This is a genomic window from Micromonospora sp. LOL_025, assembly GCF_048060285.1.
GTDB lineage: Bacteria > Actinomycetota > Actinomycetes > Mycobacteriales > Micromonosporaceae > Micromonospora.
Genome location: NZ_JBHMIR010000002.1, coordinates 443429 through 463169, shown reverse-complemented (window position 1 = coordinate 463169; position 19741 = coordinate 443429). Strand labels below are relative to the sequence as shown.

Sequence of the window (19741 nt, the reverse complement as noted above, 5' to 3'; positions counted from 1 at the left end):
CATACCCCGGCCGGGCCCGGTCGAAGCCGGCCGGGCCCGGCCGGGAGCGAACCGCCCCGACGGCGCGTACCCGGCGGTGCCGGGGTCAGCCGGCCAGGCCGAGCACCTCCGCGGCGGCGCGGCCGCAGGCGTGGCTCGCGCCGTACGTGGTGACGAACGCCCGCACGCCGGCCGGACGCCACCGCGAGGGCCAGCCCATCTCGACCACGGTCACCGGATGCTCGGCGGCCAGCGCGGTCACCAGCTCCGCCCCGCCCGGCAGCCGGTGCAGGTGGCGGCCGACCAGCACGATCGGCCGGTCCCCGGCGAGCTGGCGCAGGACGGCCGGCCCGGTCTCGGTGGCGACCACCCGCAGCTCCTCCGCGCCGTCCAGGTGCGGGCCGAGGCCCCACGGCACCCGGCCCTCGGCGATGGTCGACGCGGCGTGCAGCTGGACGACCAGCGGGCGGTCCAGGCCGGTCAGCTCGCCCTCCACCCGGACGGCGCGCCGCGCCGCGGCGTACCCGAGTCCGTCGGGGGCGGTCGAGGTCGCGCCGGCGGCCCGCGTCCAGGCGGCGAGCGCGGCGGCACGGCCGGCCGCCTCCTCCACCCGCGCCCGGTCCAGGCGGCCGTCGCCGAGCGCGCCGACGATCTCCGCGACCACCCGCTCGACCAGTTCGGCGTCGACCTGGGCGCCGATGCACAGCAGGTCGGCGCCGGCGGCGAGGGCCCGGACGGCGGCCGGGCCGACCCCGCCGGCCGCCACCGCGGCGCCCTTCATCTCCAGCGCGTCGGTGATGACCGTGCCGGTGAAGCCGTACTCGCGGCGGAGCAGGTCGACCAGGACCGCCCGGCTGAACGTGGCGGGGCCGTCGCCGGTCAGCGCGGGCACCCGGATGTGCGCGGTCATCACGGCCCGCGCGCCGGCCGCGACGACCGCGGCGAACGGCGGCAGGTCGCGCCGGCGCAGCACGTCGAGCGGCACGTCCACGGTGGGCAGCTCGTAGTGGGAGTCGGCGACCGTCGCGCCGTGCCCCGGGAAGTGCTTGGCGCAGGCGGCTACCCCGGCGGCCTGGAGGCCGGTCACGGCGGCGGCGGAGTGCGCGGCGACCCGGGCCGGATCGGCGCCGAACGAGCGGGTGCCGATCACCGGGTTCTCGTCGGCGGTGTTCACGTCCACTGTCGGCGCGAGGTTGACGGTGACGCCGAGGGCGGCCAGCTCCGCGCCGATGGCCTCGTAGACCCGGCGGGTCAGCGCCACCTCGTCGATCGCGCCGAGCGCGGCGTTGCCCGGGTACGGGCTGCCGGTGGCGTGCGCCAGCCGGGTGACGTCGCCGCCCTCCTCGTCGATCGCGATCAGCACGTCCGGGCGGCCGGCCCGCAGGGCGGCGGTGCTCGCCGCCACCTGCCCCGGGTCGTGGACGTTGGTGCCGAACAGGGTGTGCCCCGCGAGCCCCTCGGCGACCAGGTCGACCGCCCAGCCCGGGGGGACCGGCCCCGGGTACGCGGCGAGCAGCGTGCCGAGCGCGAGCCGGCGCAGTCCTGGATCCAGCCCCACGTGATCTTCCCCTTTCGTCCCCGCGGCACGGAAGCCGTACCGGCGGGGGTCGGTGACGTACCGGGTCGGCCGACCACCCCGCTCCCGGGCGGCCGATACGCTGTCGGCTACCCGCTCGCAGGTCGGTTTACAGTTAGCAAGGTTTACCAAAACTAGAGGACGTGGCATGAGTGCGACCCGGCTGCCCGGCACCCCCCGCCTGTTGCGGGCGCTGAACGACCGCGCGGCGTTGGAGCTGCTGCTGGAGCAGGGGCCGCTGACCCGGGCCCGGCTCGGCGAGCTGACCGGGTTGTCCAAGGTCACCGCCTCCCAGCTCGTCGAGCGGCTGGAGGAGCGGGGCCTGGTCACCCGGGTCGGCGAGCAGGCCGGCGGGCGGGGACCCAACGCCCAGCTCTACGCCGTGCGGCCCGGCAGCGCGCACGTGGTCGGGGTGGACGTGGGCGCCGACCGGGTGGTGGCCGCCTGTGCGGACATCACCGGGGCGGTGATCGGCCGCGTCGAGCAGTCGACCCACGACACCGACGACCCGGTCGGGGTCGTGCACAACGCGGTCGTCCAGGCCGCGAGCAGCGCCGGGGCGAAGCTGTCGAGCGTACGGCGGATCGTGCTGGGCACCCCGGGCCTCGTCGACCCTGGCACGGGCGACATCACGTTCGCCTTCAACCTGCCCCGCTGGCACACCGGCCTGCTCGCCGCGCTCCGGGACGACCTGCACACCCCGGTGGTCTTCGAGAACGACGTGAACCTGGCCGCCGTCGCCGAGGCGCAGTCGGGCGCGGCCCAGGGGCTGACGGACTTCGTGCTGGTCTGGGTCGGCGCCGGCGTCGGCCTGGCGATCGTGCTGAACGGCCGGCTGCACCACGGCAGCAGCGGCGCCGCCGGCGAGATCGGCTACCTGCCGGTGCCCGGCGCGCCCATCCCGCGTGACGTGTCCCGCCGGGCGAAGCCGGCGTTCCAGCAGCTGATCGGCGCGGACGCGGTCCGCGACCTGGCCCGCGCGCACGGCTACCCGGACGACAGCGGCGCCGTGGCGGTGCGGGCGGCGGTGGCCGACGGCACGGCCGGCGGTCCCATGCTCGACGAGGTGGCCCGCCGGCTGGCGCTGGGCGTGGCGGGCACCTGTGTGGTGCTGGACCCGCCGCTGGTGGTGCTCGCCGGCGAGGTCGGCCAGGCCGGCGGGGCGGCGCTGGCCGAGCGCGTGCAGCACGAGGTCGCGGCGATCACGCTGGTCCGCCCCCGGGTCGTGCCGACCGGGCTGACCGAGGAGCCGATCCTGCGGGGCGCGCTGCGCACCGCCCTGGACGCCGTCCGCGACGAGGTCTTCGGCTCGACCGTCGGCTGACCGGGGTCCGCCGCCCGCCGGCGCGGACCGCGCGCCGGCCCACGCCGACCGGGGTCGGCGGGGTCGGCGGCGGCCGGGCGTCATGTGAAGGAATATTTCATCGTCGGCCCGGATCCTGCAAGGACTTGCCGCGCCCCCGGCCGGCCGTCACATCAGGTCGCGGCGGCGGAACGCCGCGAAGGCGGCGGCGGCCAACGCGCCGGTCAGCCCGAGCAGCAACAACAGCGCGGGCTGCCAGGTCACCACGTAGAGGCCGTCGCAGGAGGCGGTCGACCCGGTGGCGCACGCCCGGTAGTCCCAGAACTCGACCCGGCCGTTGAGCAGGGCGGCCGCGTAGCTGGAGAGCATGTACCGGTCCACCTTGACGACTTCCAGGATCTCCATCACCAGTCGGGCGCCCAGCTCCCACACCACCAGGTAGCCGGCGATCGCGCCGAGCGCCGCCGAGGTGTGCCGGCCCAGGGTGGCGACGGCGAACCCGACCACGGTGAGCAGCAGCACCAGCAGCAGGCCGCGGCCCCAGGTCGCGCCCAGCGAGCCCCAGAACTCCCCGTCCAACCGCCCCGGTCGCCCGGCGAACGCAGCGATCAGCCAGAACGTCCCGAGGTACGTCGCCGAGGCCAGCACGGACAGCAGCGCCGTCCCGCCGAGCAGCGTGCCCAGCTTGGTGCCGAGCACGGTCATCCGCCGGGGACGCCAGAGCAGCAGGTTGACCACGCCCCCGGAGTTCAGGTCGGCGCCGATGTAGGAGGCGCCGACCAGGAACCCGAAGAGCGCGAGGAAGGCGATGAGGAAGTAGAGCAGCGGCCCGGCCTCCTCGGCGAAGGTGAACACCCCGTGGAGGAAGTCGGCCGCCACGGGCGCCCGCTCCATCTGGGCCGGGTCGACCTCGGCGCAGTCGTCGGGGACGTACTCCCGCACGTCGTCCGCGAGCACGGCACCGCGCTGCCGGTCCAGGCAGAGCTGGTGGGTGCGCTCCAGGTCGGCGCGCGCCGCCGCGGCGGCCCGCTGGGCGTCGAGAACCTCCTGGGCGGTGGGCCGGTGGGAACTCGCCAGGGTGGTCGCCGCGGTGATGCCGAACGCGAGCACCAGCAGGACGAGCATGAGCTGCACGAAGCGCCGGGCGCCGAGACGCTCCAGTTCGGCACGGACCAGGTTCACGCGTCCACTCCCCGCACGTCGAGGTCGATCACCGGTTCGGAGGGCCCGCCGTCGGGCGGCACCGAGTCGTCCACCTGCCGGGGCAGCGTCGGGTGCGCCGCCGTGCCGGTCAGTTCGAGGAAGACGCTCTCCAGGTCGGGCCGCAGCGGGGTCAGCTCGCGTACCCACAGGCCCGCCTCGCCGAGGGTGCGGCTGACCTCGGTGGCGTCGTCCACGTCGCCCACCACCAGGTGGTCGTCGTGCCCGGTCGCCGCCAGCCCGGCCGCCGTCAGCAGCTCCACGGCCCGCTGCGGATCGTCCACCCGCACCAGCAGCTCGTGCCGGTCGAAGCCGGCCAGCACCTCGTCGACGCGCCCGGCCGCCACCCGCCGGCCCCGCGCGATGATCGTCACGTGGTCGCAGATCAGCTGGATCTCGGCCAGGATGTGGCTGGAGACCAGCACTGTCACGCCGGCCTGCGCCAGCGAGCGCATCAGGTCCCGCATCTCCCGGATGCCGGCCGGGTCCAACCCGTTCGCCGGCTCGTCCAGGATCAGCAGCTCCGGGTCCTTGAGCAGGGCGGAGGCCACCGCCAGCCGCTGCTTCATGCCCAGCGAGTAGCCCTTGACCCGCTCGTCGCCCCGGTCCCGCAGACCCACCTGCTCCAGCACCTCGTCGACCCGGGCGGCCGGCACGCCGCCGGCCCGGGCGAGCAGGCGCAGGGTCCGGTGGCCGGTGAAGTTGCCGAAGAACTGCGGGCTCTCCACGATGGCCCCGACCCGCCCGGCCACCAGGGGCAACCCGTCCGGCGAGGGGACGCCCAGCACCGTCATTCGGCCCGCGTCGGCCCGCACCAGCCCGAGCAGGGCGCGCAGCGTGGTGGTCTTGCCCGACCCGTTGGGGCCGAGGAAACCGTGGATCTGGCCCGCCTTCACCAGCAGGTCGAAGCCGTCGACCGCCACCCGGCGGCCCTGCCGCACGCTGTGGAAGGTCTTGCGCAGACCCTCGATCTCGATGACCGCGCTCATCCGCGCGGCTCCGTGCTGCGACCGGGCATGGACCGTCCTCCGGTTGTGGTGACCAACGACACGGCGCCCCACCCTATGGCCGGGGCGCCGCCCGTGGGGGGAGCCCCGGCGTTGCGTGGTTGGATGGTCGGGTGACTGGGGACGAGGATCTGGTGGTCAGCCTCGACGGCGTCGGCGTACGCCGGGCTGGCACGGCACTGCTGCACGACGTCGACTGGCGGGTCGAGCTGGACGAGCGCTGGGTGGTGCTCGGGCCGAACGGCGCGGGGAAGACGACCCTGCTCAACCTCGCCGCCGGGCGGCTGCACCCGACCACCGGCACCGCCCACGTGCTCGGCGAGCGGATCGGCCGCACCGACGTCAACGAGCTGCGCACCCGCATCGGGCTCTCCACCGCCGCACTCGCCGAGCGGGTGCCCGCCGACGAGCGGGTCAGCGACGTCGTCGTCACGGCCGCCTGGTCGGTGGTCGGTCGCTGGCGGGAGAGCTACGACAGCAGCGACGAGGCCCGGGCCCGCGCCCTGCTGGGCCAGCTCGGCATCGGGGGCCTCGCCGAGCGCACCTACGGCACCCTCTCCGAGGGGGAACGCAAGCGGGTGCAGATCGCCCGCGCGCTGATGACGGACCCGGAGCTGCTGCTGCTCGACGAGCCCGCCGCCGGGCTCGACCTGGGCGGGCGCGAGGACCTGGTCGCCCGGCTGGCCGAGTTGGCGTACGACCCGGACGCCCCGGCGCTGGTGCTGGTGACCCACCACGTGGAGGAGATCCCGCCCGGCTTCACCCACGCGATGCTGCTGCGCGAGGGCGGCGTGGTGGCGCAGGGGCTCCTCGACGACACGCTGACCGGGGACAACCTCTCCAAGACCTTCGGGCTGCCGCTGGTGGTCCAGCGCTCCGGCGACCGGTTCACCGCCCGCGCCGCCTGACGGGGGGCTTGCGATGCGGCAGACCCGGGTCGTCGTGGTGGGCAGCGCCAACATGGACCTGGTGGGCACCGCCCCCGCCCTGCCCCGCCCGGGGGAGACCCTGCTCGGCACCGACTTCGTCATGGTGCCCGGCGGCAAGGGCGCCAACCAGGCCGTCGCCGCGGCCAGGGCCGGCGCCTCCTGCGCCTTCCTCGGGGCGATCGGCTCCGACTCGTTCGGTGTCACCCTGCGGGCACGGATCACCGCCGCCGGGGTCGACACCGACCAGCTCCGCACGACGTACGGCACGTCGGGGGTGGCGCTGGTGATGGTGAACGCCGAGGGCGAGAACGCGATCCTGGTCAGCCCGGGCGCCAACGCCTCGATGACCGGCCTGACCGAACCGGAGCTGACCGCCGTACGCGGGGCGGAGGTGCTGCTCGCGCAGTTGGAGATCCCGGTCGTGACGGTGACCGAGGCCGCCGTCGTCGCCCGGGCGGCCGGCACCCGGGTGGTGCTCAACGCCGCCCCGGCCGTGCCGGTGCCGCCGGAGCTGCTGGCGGCCACCGACCTGCTGGTGGTCAACGAGACCGAGGCGCAGGCGCTCACCGGGCGCGGCCGGGACGAGCCGTCGGCCCTGCTCGACCTGGCGCCCCGGGCGGTGCTCACCCTCGGCGCGGAGGGCGCCTGGTACGGGGACCGGGACGGCACCGCCGTGCACGTGCCGGCGGTCAAGGTCGACGTGGTGGACTCCACGGCCGCCGGGGACGCCTTCACCGCCGCGCTCGCGGTGGCCTGGGGCGAGGGCCGGGACGTGGTCGACGCGGTGCGCTGGGCGGCGGCGGCCGGGGCGGCCTGCGCCCGCCGGCTCGGCGCCTCCGTGGCGCTGCCCACCCGGGCCGAGATCGACGAGCTGTACGTCCCCGCCTGATCCGGCCGACCGGCCACGGGCCGCACGTCGCGGGGCGCCGTACGTCCCGAAGTACTGTACGCCCCAGGGTCAGGCCTCGGCGTCGTCGGTGAGCTTCTCGCCCCGGCGGCGGAGCATGCCCAGCCCGGGGATGCCGGCGACGGCGAGCTTCAAATCGCGGGTGACGTCGAGCAGGTCGTGCAGGTCCGGGCCGACCCGGTCCAGGGTGGCCAGGATCGGCAGGATGTCCGCCGTCAGGTGCTGCTTGAGCTTCGGCAGCTCGTCGACGAGCCGGATCGCGGCGTTCACCTCCTCGTGGCTGAGCTGCTCGACGAAGCGGTTGGCCATCGGGGCGCCCCGGCGCAGCGCCGGCTCGTACGCCGTCAGCAGCTCGGCGGCAGTGGCCGCCGCCTCCGCCGCGGTGCCCACGGTGCCGGCGGCCCGGACGGCCACCGCGTCGGCCTCGGCGACCACCGCACCGGCCGTGCGGGACACCTTCTCCGCCTCGCCGACCACGACGGCCGCGGCGGCGGCCACCTCGGTGGCCGTCTCGATCGCGGTGGTCGCGGCGGCGCTGATGACCGCCACCTCCCGTACCGCGCCCTCGGCGTCGGTGAGCACCCGGTCGGTGCGGTCGAGGGTCTGCTCGATCCGGTCCACCACGCCGTCGATGCGGTCCACCATGCCGTCGACCCGCTTCAGCAGGGCCTCCACCGAGTCCAGCACGGCGAACGCGCGGGCCGGCACGGCGGCGAACGAGGCCGCCGAGCCGAGGGCCTGGTCGAGGGCGGAGCGGGTCAGACCGACGACCGCGGCGGGCCGGGGGAGGGGAATCACCATGGCATCCAGTGTGCGTCGCCCGCGCCCGTACCGCCGGACAGGGCGCCGGCCCCCGCGGTCAGGAGTCCGTGTACTGCTCCACCGCGCGCTGCACCGCCCGGTAGATCTGCCCGAACCGCAGCGCGTCCGGGGTGCGCAGCAGCAGCACCTCCCGGCCGTGGTGCTGGACCCAGAGCTCGTGCACCTTGCTGCCCCGCTCGTAGGAGCGGTCTAGCCAGCCGAGAGGGATCTCCAGGAAGGGGGCCAGGGCCAGGGCGCCGACGACGCACGCGGCCAGGATGATCAGCGCCAGCTGCCACTCGCCCCGGTCCTGCGCCGACCAGGCCAGCGAGAGCACGCAGACCACCGCGACCAACGGAGGCAGCGAGAGGAGCAGTACCAGGACGCCGCGACCCAGTACCCGCCCCCGTACCGCCAGCGTCTTCGGCCCCTGCGCGTGCCAGACGTACGTCACGTCGGCGATCGCCACGGCGTGGCCCCCGGCCCGGATCGACTCCGACGTCACCTGCACCGCGTCGTCCCGGTAATAGATGGTCATCACTAAGCCTAACCACTGCCGGGCAACCGCCGCCGGTCCCGGACGGGGCGGGTGCCGGACGGGGCGGGTGACCGGACGGGCGGGTGCCGGACGGGGCGGGTGCGGGCCCGGGAAGCGGCGGGCGGCAGCCGGAGGAACGGGGTGGGAGGTCTGGTGAGGCCAGGGCCCGGAGTGCGGGAGTGGCCGTGTGCGCGCTGTCGAGCTGCCCCGTCGATGAGACCACTCGTCACCGCCGGGTGTCGCCGCGCCACCGGGAGTCCGGGTTGGCCGCCCTGCCCCGTCCATGGGGGCAGCTCGACAGCGCGAGCGAGGCGACTGCGCCGCAGGCGCGGCGCCGGGCGAGACGGTTCGGGGGCGCCGGTTCCGGCGGTTCCGGCGGTGTCGGGCGGACGATTCGGGGCAGCGCGGGACGGGCGGGATGGCTAGCGTGACCGGTCATGACAGAGCAGGAGCGCAACGTCGAGGTGGTCCGTCGCTACCTGCGGACCTTCGTCACCAAGGACCTGGCGGAGTTGCGCGCGGTGGTCGACGAGGGCGTGCTGATCTACGGCTCCGGTGCCGGGGTTCGGGGGCGGCACCACGTCGAGGGGGCCGTCGCCTCGCCGGGGCTGACCGTGCTCGACCAGGAGATCGTCGAGATCTTCGCGGCCGGCGACCGCGTGGTGGTGTCGCTGGCGCAGACCTACCGGCGGGACGCCACCGGCGCGACGGCGGTGCAGAGCGCGTGCAAGATGTACCGGCTGGCCGGCGGCCGGATCGTGCAGTTCTGGGGCGAGCAGGACCTCTTCGGGTTGCTGCGCGGCCTGGGCATGCTGCCGGACGGACCGATCGGGTTCTAGCGGCGGCGGGGCGACACCGGCTGGCCGGCCTCGACGGCCCGCTGCACCGCCCGGTAGATCTGGCCGAAGCGCAGCGCGTCGCCGGTGCACAGCAGGCGCACCGGCTGGCCGCGCCAGCGGGCCCAGATCTCCAACTGCCGGCTGCCCCTGGCGTACGAGCGGTCGAGGTGCTCGAAGAGGAAGTCGGCGACCGGGCCGACCGCGAGCCCGATCAGCACCGAGGCGCCGACGATGGCGATGGTGACGGTCAGGGAGCGGTCCAGCCAGAGCGCGAACGCGATGCCGAGCGCGGCGGCGACCAGGGGGCCGGCGAGCGCCGCGCCGATCGCGCCGCGTCCGACGAGCACCCGCCAGGACCGGCTGCCGCGCCGGTGCCAGACCATGCTGATGTCGGCCAGCCGGAAGGTCCGGCCGTCCACCCGGACGGCGGTCGAGGTGACCTGCACGGACCTGTCGTCGTAGTACGTGATCATGGCGGTACTCCCGGTGGCGGGCCTGACACCACACTACTTACCCCAACGATCCGGGCCGTAAGGTTGGCACGCGACTTCGACGAGGAAGTGAGGGCCAGCGTGGGCGAGTTCGTGCGGTTGGAGACCAAGGACGGCATCGGCACCATCCGGCTGGAGCGGCCGCCGATGAACGCCCTGAACACCCAGGTGCAGGAGGAGTTGCGCGCCGCCGCCGCGGCGGCCACCGCCGACCCGGGCGTCCGCGCCGTCATCGTGTACGGCGGGGAGAAGGTCTTCGCGGCCGGCGCGGACATCAAGGAGATGGCCGACATGTCCTACGTGGACATGGCGGACCGGGCGGCCGGCCTGTCCAGCGCGCTCGGCGCGATCTCCCGGATCCCGAAGCCGGTCGTGGCCGCGATCACCGGCTACGCCCTCGGCGGCGGCTGCGAGCTGGCGCTGGCGTGCGACTGGCGGGTGGTGGCCGAGGACGCCAAGCTCGGGCAGCCGGAGATCAAGCTCGGCATCATTCCCGGCGCCGGCGGCACCCAGCGGCTGGCCCGCCTGGTCGGCCCGGCCCGCGCCAAGGACCTGATCATGTCCGGCCGGATGGTCGACGCCCAGGAGGCCCTGCGGATCGGCCTGGCCGACCGGGTCGCCCCGGCGGCCGAGGTCTACGACACCGCGGTCGAGCTGGTCCGCCCGTACCTCACCGGTCCGGCGCAGGCCCTGCGCGCCGCCAAGCTCGCCGTCGACGCCGGTCTGGACATGGACCTGAACTCCGGTCTGGCCTGGGAGAGCCAGCTCTTCGCGGCACTGTTCGCCACCGACGACCGGCGCGAGGGCATGGTGGCGTTCGTGGCGAAGCGCAAGCCGGACTTCACGGGTCGTTGACCGGCCCGGGCCGGCGGGGCGACCCGCCGGCCCGGGTATCGAGCCGAGAACGGTTCACATTCCGCCTACCGGTGAGTAGCGTGTGACTCCGGCCATGCGGACGAAGGGAAGAGCGGCGATGACGGAGCGGATCGAAGGTCACGGCGGGGAGCTCGCACTCGCGGCGCTGCGCGCGTACGGGGTGCGGGAGATGTTCACCCTCTCCGGCGGGCACGTCTTTCCGCTCTACGACGCCGCGCACAAGACCGGCTTCCCCCTCTACGACGTGCGGCACGAGCAGTCTGCGGTCTTCGCCGCCGAGGCGGTGGCGAAGCTCCAGCGCCGACCCGGCCTCGCCGTGCTCACCGCCGGCCCCGGCGTCACCAACGGCATCTCGGGGCTGACCAGCGCATACTTCAACGCCTCCCCGGTGCTGGTGCTGGGCGGCCGGGCCCCGCAGTTCCGCTGGGGCTCGGGCAGCCTCCAGGAGATGGACCACCTGCCGCTGGTCGCCCCGGTCACCAAGCACGCCGAGACGGTGTTCAGCCCCGACGACATCCCGCGCGCGGTGACCGCGGCGCTGACCACCGCGCTCACCCCGCACCGGGGCCCGGTCTTCCTCGACTTCCCGCTGGAGGCGGTCTTCTCGGTCTCCGACGCCGAGCTGCCCGCGCTGCCGGGCATCGCGCCGGTCGAGCCCGACCACGCCGAGGTGACGAAGGCGGCCGGCCTGATCGCCGCCGCGAGCCGCCCGGTGATCATCGCCGGCTCCGACGTCTACGCCGGGGACGCGGTCGACGCCCTGCGGGCCGCCGCCGAGTCGCTCCAGGTGCCGGTCTTCACCAACGGGATGGGCCGGGGCGCGCTGCCGCCGGAGCACCCGCTCGCCTTCGCCAAGGCCCGTCGCGTGGCGCTGAGGGGCGCCGACGTGGTTGTGGTGATCGGCACCCCGCTCGACTTCCGGCTCAGCTTCGGCGACTTCGGCGACGCCCAGGTGGTGCACGTCGTCGACGCGCCCAGCCAGCGGGCGGCGCACGTGCAGCCGGCCGCCGCCCCCGCCGGCGACCTCCAGCTGATCCTCACCGCGCTGGCCGACCACCCGGGCGACCGGGCCGACCACACCGACTGGATCGCCGAGCTGCGTACCGCCGAGGACGCCGCGAAGGCCCGCGACGCCGAGGAGATGTCCGCCGAGACGGACCCGATCCGGCCCGCCCGGGTCTACGGCGAGCTGCGCAAGGTCCTGGCCCGCGACGCCATCACCATCGGCGACGGCGGCGACTTCGTCTCGTACGCCGGCCGCTACCTGGAGCCCGCGCAGCCCGGCACCTGGCTCGACCCCGGCCCGTACGGCTGCCTCGGCACCGGCATGGGCTACGCGATGGGCGCCCGCGTCAGCCACCCCGACCGGCAGATCTGCGTCCTCATGGGCGACGGCGCGGCCGGCTTCTCGCTGATGGACGTGGAGTCCCTGGCCCGGCAGAAGCTGCCGGTGGTGATCGTGGTCGGCAACAACGGCATCTGGGGCCTGGAGAAGCACCCCATGCGCGCCATGTACGGCTACGACGTCGCCGCCGACCTCCAGCCGGAGCTGCGCTACGACAACGTCGTGAGCGCCCTGGGCGGGGCCGGCGAGACGGTGGCGAAGGCCGGCGACCTCGGCCCGGCCCTGCGGCGGGCGTTCGACTCCGGCGTGCCGTACCTGGTCAACGTGCTCACCGACCCGGCGGACGCGTACCCCCGCTCGTCGAACCTGGCCTGAGCCCGGCCCGCCGCCGTCGCCGGGAGGCCGGCGACGGCGGCGTGGGCTCAGGCGCCGGGGGTGGACCCCTCGGGGCGGTCCTCCTCGCGCGGCGGCTCGCCGTCGCGCCGGCGCATCTCGTCCTCGCGGCGGCGCAGGTCCTCCTCCCAGCGGCGGAACAGCTCCCCGTCCTCCCGCCGGGAGCGCTCGCCCAGCGAGCGGAGGAATTCGGGGTCGTCGTCGGGGGCGACCGGGCGGGGCCGCTCCCGGGGCGGCAGGATCCGGCCCTTCGGCGCTCCGCCGGCGGGTCGCCCGGGGACGCGCTCGCGACCCGCGGCGAACCAGGCGAGGGAGCCGAGCAGCGGGAAGAACAGGATGATCAGCACCCAGGCGATCCGGGGCAGGGCTTTGATCTCGCCCTCCTCGGCGGAGAGGCAGCTGATCAGCGCGCAGACGGCGAGGACGATCTGCACGACGAAGAGGAGGACGTAGAGCCGGGCCATGGGTCAATGATGGCCTACCGGCTCCCGTCAACCCAGTCCGCGCGCCGCCAGGAGGGTGCCGAGCAGCGCGAAGCCGGCGGTGGCGAGGGCGACCAGGGGCAGCGACCGCCCGTAGCCGGGGGGTGCACCGCTGCCGGTGGCCCGCCGCCAGCAGACCGTGAGCGCGGCGCCCCAGCCCAGCACGGCGACCCCGGCGACCAGCGCGCCGAGCGTCCCGCCGGCGGGCGGGCCGGTCAGCGCGAGCCGCACGGTCAGCACCATGATCACGGTGAGCGCCAGCGCCGTACGCCGCCAGGCCAGCCGGGTCCGCTCGGGTTGCAGTCCCGGGTCGCGCGCCGGCCGGTCCCGCCGTGGCGGCTCCGTCTGGTGGCTCACGGGCCGCCGACCGCCCGGGCCAGCACCGCCGCGACCAGCAGCAGCGCGCCGAGACCGACGGCGAGGGCGAGCACCGCCGGGAAGCGGGAGGCGGGCAGCTCCTCGCCGAGCCGGATGGCCCGCTCCGTACGCGCCCAGTGGTCGACCGCCCGCACGGCGACCGTGCCACCGAGCAGCAGCAGCGCGACGGCGATCGCCTCGCGCAGGTGCGCCAGCGGCAGGGGCGGCAGGAGCTGCGCGGCGGCCAGTCCGCCCGCGACCAGCGCGAGCCCGGTACGCAGCCAGGCCAGGAAGGTCCGCTCGTTGGCCAGCGAGAAGCGGTAGTCGGGGGTGCTGCCGACCGAGCGCAGTTCGCGCGGGTCGAACCATCGCCTGATCGCCTGCCACACGTGGCTATTATCCGTTTCCGTCCGGCCGTAGCCTGGAGCGGTGACGGATCTTGACGTGACCACCCTGCGGAACGCGTACGACGAGCAGTTGCGGGCGCTGGTGCCCGACCCGTTGCCGGCCGGGGTGGCGGTGGAACGGGACGGTCCGCTGATCCGCATCCTCGGCCTCGACCACGGCGGCTTCCTCACCTACCGCGACCTCGGCGGGCTGACCGGCGCGGCGCTGGACGAGCTGATCGCCCGGCAGGTGGAGACCTTCCGGGCGCGCGGCGAACCGGTCGAGTGGAAGCTGCACGGCCACGACGAGCCGGCGGACCTGCCGGACCGGCTGCGCGCGGCGGGATTCGTGCCGGAGGAGCGGGAGACCGTGGTGATCGGGCCGGTCGCGCCGCTCGCCGCCGCGCTCCCGGTCGTCCCCGAGGGCGTACGCCTGCGGGAGGTGACCGCCCGGGCGGACCTGGACCGGATCGTGGCGATGGAGGAGGCGGTCTGGGACTCCGACCGCGGTCACCTGGCGACCGGTCTGGAGAAGGAGATCGCCGCCGACCCGCAGTCGATCACCGTGGTGGTGGCCGAGGCGGGCGACGAGGTGGTGAGCGCGGGTTGGGTGCGGTACGTGCCGGGGACGGGGTTCGCCACGCTGTGGGGCGGTTCGACGCTGGCGCCGTGGCGTCGCCGGGGCATCTACCGCGCACTGGTCAACCATCGGGCCCGGCTGGCGGCCCAGCGCGACCGCACGCTGCTCCAGGTGGACGCCTCCGACGACAGCCGGCCGATCCTTCAGCGGCTCGGTCTCGTCCCGGTCACGACCACCACCCCGTACGTCTACACTCCGTGATCATGGAGCAGCGGTTGACGGAGGACGAGCGGCTGACCCTCAAGACGGGCGCGTTCGGGGCGGTGTTCCTGGTGGCCAACGCGGACCCGGGGATGCTCGCCCTGTTCCGGGAGAGCTTCGCCGCCTCCGGTGCGATGGCCGACAGCAGCGGGGTGGTGAAGGAGGCGCTGACCAGCGGTCCGTTGCCGAAGCTGCCCAAGGACTCGGCGCTGGAGATCGAGTCGGTGGTGCTGCCGGCGTTGGGCCGGTCCGTGCGGATCCTGCGCGAGAAGTCGCCCCGGGACGTGGCGGGCTACCGCGAGGTGGTGCTGTCCGCGGCCGAGCGGGTGGCCGGCGCGCACCGGGGGGTGGCCCCGGCGGAGGCGGCGGCCATCGCGCGGATCAGGGACGCGCTGGATCGGCCGGCGTGAGCCGTTCCGGCGACCAGAGGGCCCGGACGGTGGCCCGGACGCACCGGTCGCGCAGCCGGCCGCAGGCGCACCGGTACGCCTCGGGTCGCGTGCGGCGGCAGCGGTGCCGCGGGACGTCGGGACGGCGGGCTTTGGCGTTTTCTGACATTTCGTGACACCTCCCGATTCGCCAGATTACCCGCCCGCAGGGCCGTCAGTGAGCTGTGTCACCCTGAGGGCGCCGGAGGCGGATGCTACTGGCAGGTAACATTGCGCCGTGGGCAACTGCACAGCACCGCGCGGTTGACCGGCGTCAACGGACGCGCGAGGCTGCGCCCCAGACCGGGCGAGCGATCGCAACACCAACAGGAGGGTCGTCGAAGCGCGATGAACATCGTCGTACTCGTCAAGCAGGTGCCCGATTCGGGCGCGGACCGCAACCTGCGCACTGACGACAACACCGTCGACCGCGGTTCGGCGAACAACGTCATCAACGAGATGGACGAGTACGCCATCGAGGAGGCGTTGAAGATCAAGGAGGCGCACGGGGGCGAGGTGACCGTCCTGACCATGGGTCCGGACCGGGCGACCGAGTCGATCCGCAAGGCGCTCTCCATGGGTCCGGACAAGGCCGTGCACGTGGTGGACGACGCCCTGCACGGGTCCTGCGCCGTCGCCACCTCGAAGGTGCTCGCCGCCGCGCTCGGCCAGCTGAACGCCGACCTGGTGCTCTGCGGCAGCGAGTCGACCGACGGCCGGGTGCAGGTCATGCCGCACATGATCGCCGAGCGGCTGGGCATCGCGGCGCTGACCGGCGCCCGCAAGCTCACCGTCGACGGCTCGACCCTGACCGTCGAGCGGCAGACCGAGGAGGGCTACGAGGTGGTCACCGCCACCGCGCCCGCCGTGGTCTCCGTCTGGGACACCATCAACGAGCCGCGCTACCCGTCCTTCAAGGGCATCATGGCCGCCAAGAAGAAGCCGGTGCAGACGCTCTCCCTGGGTGACCTCGGGGTCGCCCCGGTCGAGGTGGGCTTCGAGGGCGCGACCAGCGCCGTGCTGGAGCACACCAAGCGCCCGCCGCGCTCCGGCGGCGCGAAGATCACCGACGAGGGCGACGGCGGCGTCAAGCTGGTCGAGTTCCTCGCCACCGAGAAGTTCGTGTGAGAGGTCTGGACATGTCTGAGGTTCTCGTCGTCGTCGAAGCCACCCGGGAATTCGGCGTCAAGAAGGTCACCCTGGAGATGCTCACCCTCGCCCGCGAGCTGGGCACCCCGAGCGCGGTCGTGCTCGGCGGCCCCGGCGCCGCCGAGGCGCTGAGCGCCAAGCTGGGCGAGTACGGCGCGGAGAAGATCTACGCGGCCGAGAGCGAGGAGATCGACGGCTACCTGGTGGCCCCCAAGGCGACCGTCGTGGCCGAGCTGGTCTCGCGGGTACAGCCGGCCGCCGTGCTGCTGGCCTCGTCCCAGGAGGGCAAGGAGATCGCCGCCCGGCTGGCCGTCAAGCTGGACAACGGCGTCCTGACCGACGTGGTCGGCCTGGCCGCCGACGGCACCGCCACCCAGGTGGCCTTCGCCGGCTCCACGATCGTCAAGTCCAAGGTCACCCGCGGCCTGCCGCTGGTCACCGTCCGGCCGAACTCGGTCAACCCGACCCCGGCGGCGGCCACCCCGGCCGTCGAGCAGCTCACCGTCGCGGTCACGGACACCGACAAGCTGGCCAAGGTCGTCGACCGGGTCGCCGAGCAGAAGGGCTCCCGCCCGGAGCTCACCGAGGCCGGCATCGTCGTCTCCGGCGGTCGTGGCGTCGGCAACGCCGACAACTTCAAGCTGGTCGAGGAGCTGGCCGACCTGCTCGGCGGCGCCGTCGGCGCGTCCCGCGCGGCCGTCGACTCCGGCTACTACCCGCACCAGTTCCAGGTGGGACAGACCGGCAAGACGGTCTCCCCGCAGCTCTACGTCGCCCTCGGCATCTCCGGTGCCATCCAGCACCGGGCCGGCATGCAGACCTCGAAGACCATCGTCGCGGTCAACAAGGACGGCGAGGCGCCGATCTTCGAGCTGGCCGACTTCGGCGTGGTGGGCGACCTGTTCAAGATCGTCCCGCAGGCCGCGGAGGAGATCCGCAAGCGCAAGTGAGCTGACGTCCGTCCGCGCGAGGGCCGGGAACCGCGACACGGTTCCCGGCCCTCGCCGGTTCTCCGGTCGCCGCCCGGAACGACCCACGGGCCCCGCGCCGGCCTGCGACGATGGAGACGCTCTCCCCGGGTACCCGGTGCGGCCGTCCCCGTGCGGAACAGGAGTGTGCCGATGCCGGCCAGGACGTCCGAGGGTGACCACCACGCGCTCGCCGTGCACGAGGTCGTGCTGCTGCTCGGGACCGACACCGGGCACGGGCTGACCGACGAGGAGGCGGCGGCCCGGCTCCAGCGGTACGGGCCCAACGTGCTGCCCAGCGCGGCGCGGGGCGGGACCCTGCGCCGCCTGCTGCGGCAGTTCCACAACCCGCTGATCTACGTGCTGGTCGCCGCCGGCGTGGTCACCCTGCTGCTCGCCGAGTACGTCGACTCGGCGGTGATCTTCGGGGTGGTGCTCGTCAACGCCGTCGTCGGCTTCCTCCAGGAGTCCCGTGCGGAGGCGGCCCTCGACGCGCTGCGGGCGATGGTGCGTACGCAGGCCCGGGTGCTGCGCGGCGGCCGGCAGCGGCACGTGCCGTCGGACGACGTGGTCCCCGGGGACCTGGTGTTCCTGGAGGCGGGGGAGAAGGTGCCCGCCGACCTGCGGCTGGTCCGCGCCGCCGAACTACGGGCCGACGAGTCGGCGCTGACCGGCGAGTCGCTGCCCGTACGCAAGGACGAGCTGGTCGTACCGGCCGAGACGCCGGTGGCCGACCGCCGCAACCTGCTCTACTCCGGCACCCTGCTCACCGGCGGCACGGCGGCAGGCGTCGCGGTCGCCACGGGAGCGGAGACGGAGCTGGGCCGGATCCACCGTCTGGTCGGCGGCGCGGAGGTGCTGGACACGCCGCTGACGGTCAAGCTCGCCCGGTTCAGCCGGCTGCTCACCGTGGCGATCCTGCTCCTCGCCGCGGTGACCTTCGGCATCGGCGTGGTACGGGGTCAGGACGCCGGCGAAACGTTCACCGCCGCCGTGGCGCTGGCCGTCGGCGCGATCCCGGAAGGGCTGCCCGCCGCCGTGACGATCACCCTGGCGATCGGCGTGTCCCGGATGGCCCGCCGCCGGGCGGTGATCCGGCGGCTGCCGGCGGTGGAGACGCTCGGCAGCACCACCGTGATCTGCACCGACAAGACCGGCACCCTCACCGAGAACCAGATGACGGTCCAGGTGCTCTGGACGCCCCAGGGCCGCTACGAGGTCGGCGGGACCGGCTACGCCCCGACCGGCGAGATCCGTGATCCCGGGGGCGGCCCGGCCCCGACGGGGGAGGGCGCGCTGAGCTGGTCGCTGCTGGCCGGCGTGGGCTGCAACGACGCCCGGCTGGACGAGCAGGACGGGCGGTGGGTCGTGCTGGGCGACCCCACCGAGGGGGCGATGCTGGTGGCGGGCGCCAAGGTGGGGCTGCACGCGCACGAGGTCGCCGCGGAGCTGCCCCGGGTGGCCGCCGTCCCGTTCACCTCGGAGCGGCAGTTCATGGCGACCCTGCACGAGCGTCCCGACGGCGGGCGGGTCGTGCTGGTCAAGGGGGCCGTGGAGCGGGTGGTCGAGTGGTCCGGCTCGGCGGCGCGTCCCGACGGCTCGACGGGACCGCTCGACGCCCCCGCCGTGTTGGCCGCCGCCCACGAACTGGCCACCGAGGGGCTGCGGGTGCTCGCCACCGCGATGCGGCCGGTCGGCCCGGCGGACGGGCTCGCGGAGGAGGAACTGGCCGGCACCCTGGTCTTCACCGGGCTGCACGCGATGCTCGACCCGCCCCGGGCCGCCGCCGCGGCAGCCGTCCGGTCCTGCCACCGTGCGGGCATCGACGTGAAGATGATCACCGGGGACCACCTGGCCACCGCCAGCGCCATCGCGCGTCGGCTCGGGCTGCTGCGTACCGAGCCCGGCCCGGGCGACGTGCTGACCGGCGCCGACCTGGCGGCGCTGCCCGCCGGGGAACTACCCGCGGCGGTACGGCAGGCGTCGGTGTTCGCCCGGGTCTCGCCCGAGCAGAAGCTGCGGCTGGTGGAGGCGTTGCAGGCCGACGGGCAGGTGGTCGCGATGACCGGTGACGGGGTCAACGACGCCCCCGCGTTGCGGCAGGCCAACATCGGGGTGGCCATGGGCCGCAGCGGCACCGAGGTGGCCAAGGAGGCCGCCGACGTCGTGCTGACCGACGACGACTTCGCCACCATCGAGAAGGCCGTCGCGGAGGGGCGCGGCGTCTTCGCCAACCTGACCAAGTTCATCACCTGGACGCTGCCCACCAACGCGGCGGAGGGGCTGGTCATCCTCGTCGCGATCGTGCTCGGCTCGGCACTGCCGATCCTGCCGAGCCAGATCCTCTGGATCAACATGACCACGGCGGTGTTCCTCGGCCTGACGCTCGCCTTCGAGCCGAGGGAGCCCGGGATCATGGACCGCCCGCCCCGCGACCCGGGCCAGCCCCTGCTCACCGTCGCGCTGGTGGTCCGGGTGCTGCTGGTCTCCGCGCTGCTGGTGGTGGGTGCCTGGTGGCTGTTCGAGTGGGAGCGTTCCGGCGGGGCCGACCTGGCGCAGGCGCGCACCGCCGCGGTGAACCTCTTCGTCACCGTGATGGCGTTCTACCTGTTCAGCTGCCGCTCCCTGACCCGTTCGCCCTGGCGCCTGGGCCTGTTCAGCAACCGTTGGCTGATCGTCGGGGTGCTGGTGCAGGCCCTCGGCCAGCTCGCCCTGACCTACCTGCCCGTGATGAACGACCTCTTCCGCACGGCGCCCATCGACGGGCAGGCGTGGCTGCGGATCCTGGGCATCGCCGTCGTGGTCTCCGCCATCGTCGCGCTCGACAAGCGCTTCGGCCGCTTCGGCCGCCGGCTCGGCTGAGCCGCCGGCCGGTCGCCGGGGCCGTTGGTCGTTTGGCGGGCAGGTCGCGGCGCAGGCCGCCGGGGCGGCGATGGGAGCTGATCG

Annotated in this window: 20 protein-coding genes; 11 read left to right on the top strand and 9 right to left on the bottom strand. The window is 74.6% G+C overall.

The window, feature by feature from the left end; translation table 11 throughout:
- Positions 1-85: 85 nt before the first annotated feature.
- Positions 86-1537 carry a glycoside hydrolase family 3 N-terminal domain-containing protein gene (locus ACFHW0_RS04810; RefSeq protein ID WP_416605686.1) on the bottom strand — a complete coding sequence of 484 codons (1452 nt, stop codon included), beginning with the start codon at positions 1535-1537 and terminating at the stop codon, positions 86-88.
- 166 nt (positions 1538-1703) lie between these two features.
- Here ACFHW0_RS04810 and ACFHW0_RS04805 point away from each other — a divergent pair, with 166 nt between their 5' ends.
- Positions 1704-2879, top strand: coding sequence for an ROK family transcriptional regulator (locus ACFHW0_RS04805; RefSeq protein ID WP_416605684.1), 1176 nt, complete (start codon positions 1704-1706; stop codon positions 2877-2879).
- Positions 2880-3026: 147 nt separating this feature from the next.
- Here the strand turns inward: ACFHW0_RS04805 and ACFHW0_RS04800 are convergent, their stop codons facing one another.
- The gene (locus tag ACFHW0_RS04800; protein WP_416605683.1) at positions 3027-4040 is read right to left on the bottom strand and encodes an ABC transporter permease subunit; all 1014 of its coding nucleotides are present in this window, start codon (positions 4038-4040) and stop codon (positions 3027-3029) included.
- Positions 4037-5047, bottom strand: a complete 1011-nt coding sequence (locus ACFHW0_RS04795) for an ABC transporter ATP-binding protein (RefSeq protein WP_416605681.1) — start codon at positions 5045-5047, stop codon at positions 4037-4039. Before ACFHW0_RS04795 ends, ACFHW0_RS04800 begins: the two co-directional genes overlap by 4 nt.
- 119 nt (positions 5048-5166) lie before the next feature.
- On the opposite strand from ACFHW0_RS04795, the gene ACFHW0_RS04790 reads away from it, so the two are divergent.
- Together ACFHW0_RS04790 and ACFHW0_RS04785 are read left to right on the top strand one after the other, a co-directional pair.
- Positions 5167-5973 carry an ABC transporter ATP-binding protein gene (locus tag ACFHW0_RS04790; RefSeq protein WP_416605680.1) on the top strand — a complete coding sequence of 269 codons (807 nt, stop codon included), beginning with the start codon at positions 5167-5169 and terminating at the stop codon, positions 5971-5973.
- A gap of 13 nt (positions 5974-5986) precedes the next feature.
- A complete protein-coding gene (locus ACFHW0_RS04785) occupies positions 5987-6883 on the top strand; it encodes a ribokinase (RefSeq protein WP_416605679.1) in 897 nt (298 codons plus the stop codon).
- 69 nt (positions 6884-6952) lie between these two features.
- Here ACFHW0_RS04785 and ACFHW0_RS04780 read toward each other — a convergent pair whose 3' ends face one another.
- Together ACFHW0_RS04780 and ACFHW0_RS04775 are read right to left on the bottom strand one after the other, a co-directional pair.
- Complete coding sequence (locus ACFHW0_RS04780) at positions 6953-7702, bottom strand: hypothetical protein (RefSeq protein ID WP_416605678.1); 750 nt, start codon at positions 7700-7702, stop codon at positions 6953-6955.
- Between the two features lie 58 nt (positions 7703-7760).
- Entirely contained in the window at positions 7761-8240 is a 480-nt protein-coding gene (locus ACFHW0_RS04775) for a DUF6232 family protein (protein WP_132240829.1), read from the bottom strand.
- A gap of 437 nt (positions 8241-8677) precedes the next feature.
- Between ACFHW0_RS04775 and ACFHW0_RS04770 the strand changes: the two genes are divergently transcribed.
- Entirely contained in the window at positions 8678-9079 is a 402-nt protein-coding gene (locus ACFHW0_RS04770) for a nuclear transport factor 2 family protein (protein ID WP_416605676.1), read from the top strand.
- On the opposite strand, the gene ACFHW0_RS04765 is transcribed toward ACFHW0_RS04770, so the two are convergent.
- Entirely contained in the window at positions 9076-9552 is a 477-nt protein-coding gene (locus ACFHW0_RS04765; protein WP_121396212.1) for a DUF6232 family protein, read from the bottom strand. The genes ACFHW0_RS04770 and ACFHW0_RS04765 overlap by 4 nt on opposite strands.
- A 99-nt stretch (positions 9553-9651) precedes the next feature.
- On the opposite strand from ACFHW0_RS04765, the gene ACFHW0_RS04760 reads away from it, so the two are divergent.
- On the top strand, positions 9652-10425 hold the full coding sequence (locus tag ACFHW0_RS04760) for an enoyl-CoA hydratase/isomerase family protein (protein WP_416605674.1): 774 nt from the start codon (positions 9652-9654) through the stop codon (positions 10423-10425).
- 118 nt (positions 10426-10543) lie between these two features.
- Complete coding sequence (locus ACFHW0_RS04755) at positions 10544-12166, top strand: acetolactate synthase (protein WP_416605672.1); 1623 nt, start codon at positions 10544-10546, stop codon at positions 12164-12166.
- Between the two features lie 47 nt (positions 12167-12213).
- Here the strand turns inward: ACFHW0_RS04755 and ACFHW0_RS04750 are convergent, their stop codons facing one another.
- The 3 genes from ACFHW0_RS04750 to ACFHW0_RS04740 are packed head-to-tail and all read right to left on the bottom strand — an operon-like array spanning position 12214 to position 13412.
- A complete protein-coding gene (locus ACFHW0_RS04750; protein ID WP_121396209.1) occupies positions 12214-12648 on the bottom strand; it encodes a PLD nuclease N-terminal domain-containing protein in 435 nt (144 codons plus the stop codon).
- A gap of 27 nt (positions 12649-12675) precedes the next feature.
- A complete protein-coding gene (locus tag ACFHW0_RS04745; RefSeq protein ID WP_416605670.1) occupies positions 12676-13023 on the bottom strand; it encodes a DUF202 domain-containing protein in 348 nt (115 codons plus the stop codon).
- Positions 13020-13412, bottom strand: coding sequence for a YidH family protein (locus tag ACFHW0_RS04740; protein ID WP_416605668.1), 393 nt, complete (start codon positions 13410-13412; stop codon positions 13020-13022). The genes ACFHW0_RS04745 and ACFHW0_RS04740 overlap by 4 nt, the downstream gene beginning before the upstream one ends.
- A 40-nt stretch (positions 13413-13452) precedes the next feature.
- On the opposite strand from ACFHW0_RS04740, the gene ACFHW0_RS04735 reads away from it, so the two are divergent.
- From ACFHW0_RS04735 to ACFHW0_RS04715, 5 genes are all read left to right on the top strand, one after another.
- Complete coding sequence (locus ACFHW0_RS04735) at positions 13453-14250, top strand: GNAT family N-acetyltransferase (RefSeq protein WP_416605667.1); 798 nt, start codon at positions 13453-13455, stop codon at positions 14248-14250.
- A 2-nt stretch (positions 14251-14252) separates the two neighbouring features.
- Entirely contained in the window at positions 14253-14660 is a 408-nt protein-coding gene (locus ACFHW0_RS04730) for a hypothetical protein (RefSeq protein ID WP_416605665.1), read from the top strand.
- A gap of 366 nt (positions 14661-15026) precedes the next feature.
- Entirely contained in the window at positions 15027-15806 is a 780-nt protein-coding gene (locus tag ACFHW0_RS04725) for an electron transfer flavoprotein subunit beta/FixA family protein (RefSeq protein WP_416605664.1), read from the top strand.
- 11 nt (positions 15807-15817) lie between these two features.
- Complete coding sequence (locus ACFHW0_RS04720) at positions 15818-16777, top strand: electron transfer flavoprotein subunit alpha/FixB family protein (protein WP_416605663.1); 960 nt, start codon at positions 15818-15820, stop codon at positions 16775-16777.
- A gap of 171 nt (positions 16778-16948) precedes the next feature.
- Positions 16949-19657, top strand: coding sequence for an HAD-IC family P-type ATPase (locus ACFHW0_RS04715; RefSeq protein ID WP_416605661.1), 2709 nt, complete (start codon positions 16949-16951; stop codon positions 19655-19657).
- Positions 19658-19741: the final 84 nt, after the last annotated feature.

Bases quoted from the DNA above. Each gene is read 5' to 3' on its own strand.
- ACFHW0_RS04715 (WP_416605661.1), top strand. From the start codon at position 16,949: ATGCCGGCCAGGACGTCCGAGGGTGACCACCACGCGCTCGCCGTGCAC.
- ACFHW0_RS04755 (WP_416605672.1), top strand. From the start codon at position 10,544: ATGACGGAGCGGATCGAAGGTCACGGCGGGGAGCTCGCACTCGCGGCG.
- ACFHW0_RS04730 (WP_416605665.1), top strand. From the start codon at position 14,253: ATGGAGCAGCGGTTGACGGAGGACGAGCGGCTGACCCTCAAGACGGGC.
- ACFHW0_RS04775 (WP_132240829.1), bottom strand. From the start codon at position 8,240: ATGACCATCTATTACCGGGACGACGCGGTGCAGGTGACGTCGGAGTCG.
- ACFHW0_RS04795 (WP_416605681.1), bottom strand. From the start codon at position 5,047: ATGAGCGCGGTCATCGAGATCGAGGGTCTGCGCAAGACCTTCCACAGC.
- ACFHW0_RS04770 (WP_416605676.1), top strand. From the start codon at position 8,678: ATGACAGAGCAGGAGCGCAACGTCGAGGTGGTCCGTCGCTACCTGCGG.
- ACFHW0_RS04750 (WP_121396209.1), bottom strand. From the start codon at position 12,648: ATGGCCCGGCTCTACGTCCTCCTCTTCGTCGTGCAGATCGTCCTCGCC.
- ACFHW0_RS04780 (WP_416605678.1), bottom strand. From the start codon at position 7,702: ATGGTGATTCCCCTCCCCCGGCCCGCCGCGGTCGTCGGTCTGACCCGC.
- ACFHW0_RS04805 (WP_416605684.1), top strand. From the start codon at position 1,704: ATGAGTGCGACCCGGCTGCCCGGCACCCCCCGCCTGTTGCGGGCGCTG.
- ACFHW0_RS04765 (WP_121396212.1), bottom strand. From the start codon at position 9,552: ATGATCACGTACTACGACGACAGGTCCGTGCAGGTCACCTCGACCGCC.
- ACFHW0_RS04720 (WP_416605663.1), top strand. From the start codon at position 15,818: ATGTCTGAGGTTCTCGTCGTCGTCGAAGCCACCCGGGAATTCGGCGTC.
- ACFHW0_RS04725 (WP_416605664.1), top strand. From the start codon at position 15,027: ATGAACATCGTCGTACTCGTCAAGCAGGTGCCCGATTCGGGCGCGGAC.
- ACFHW0_RS04785 (WP_416605679.1), top strand. From the start codon at position 5,987: ATGCGGCAGACCCGGGTCGTCGTGGTGGGCAGCGCCAACATGGACCTG.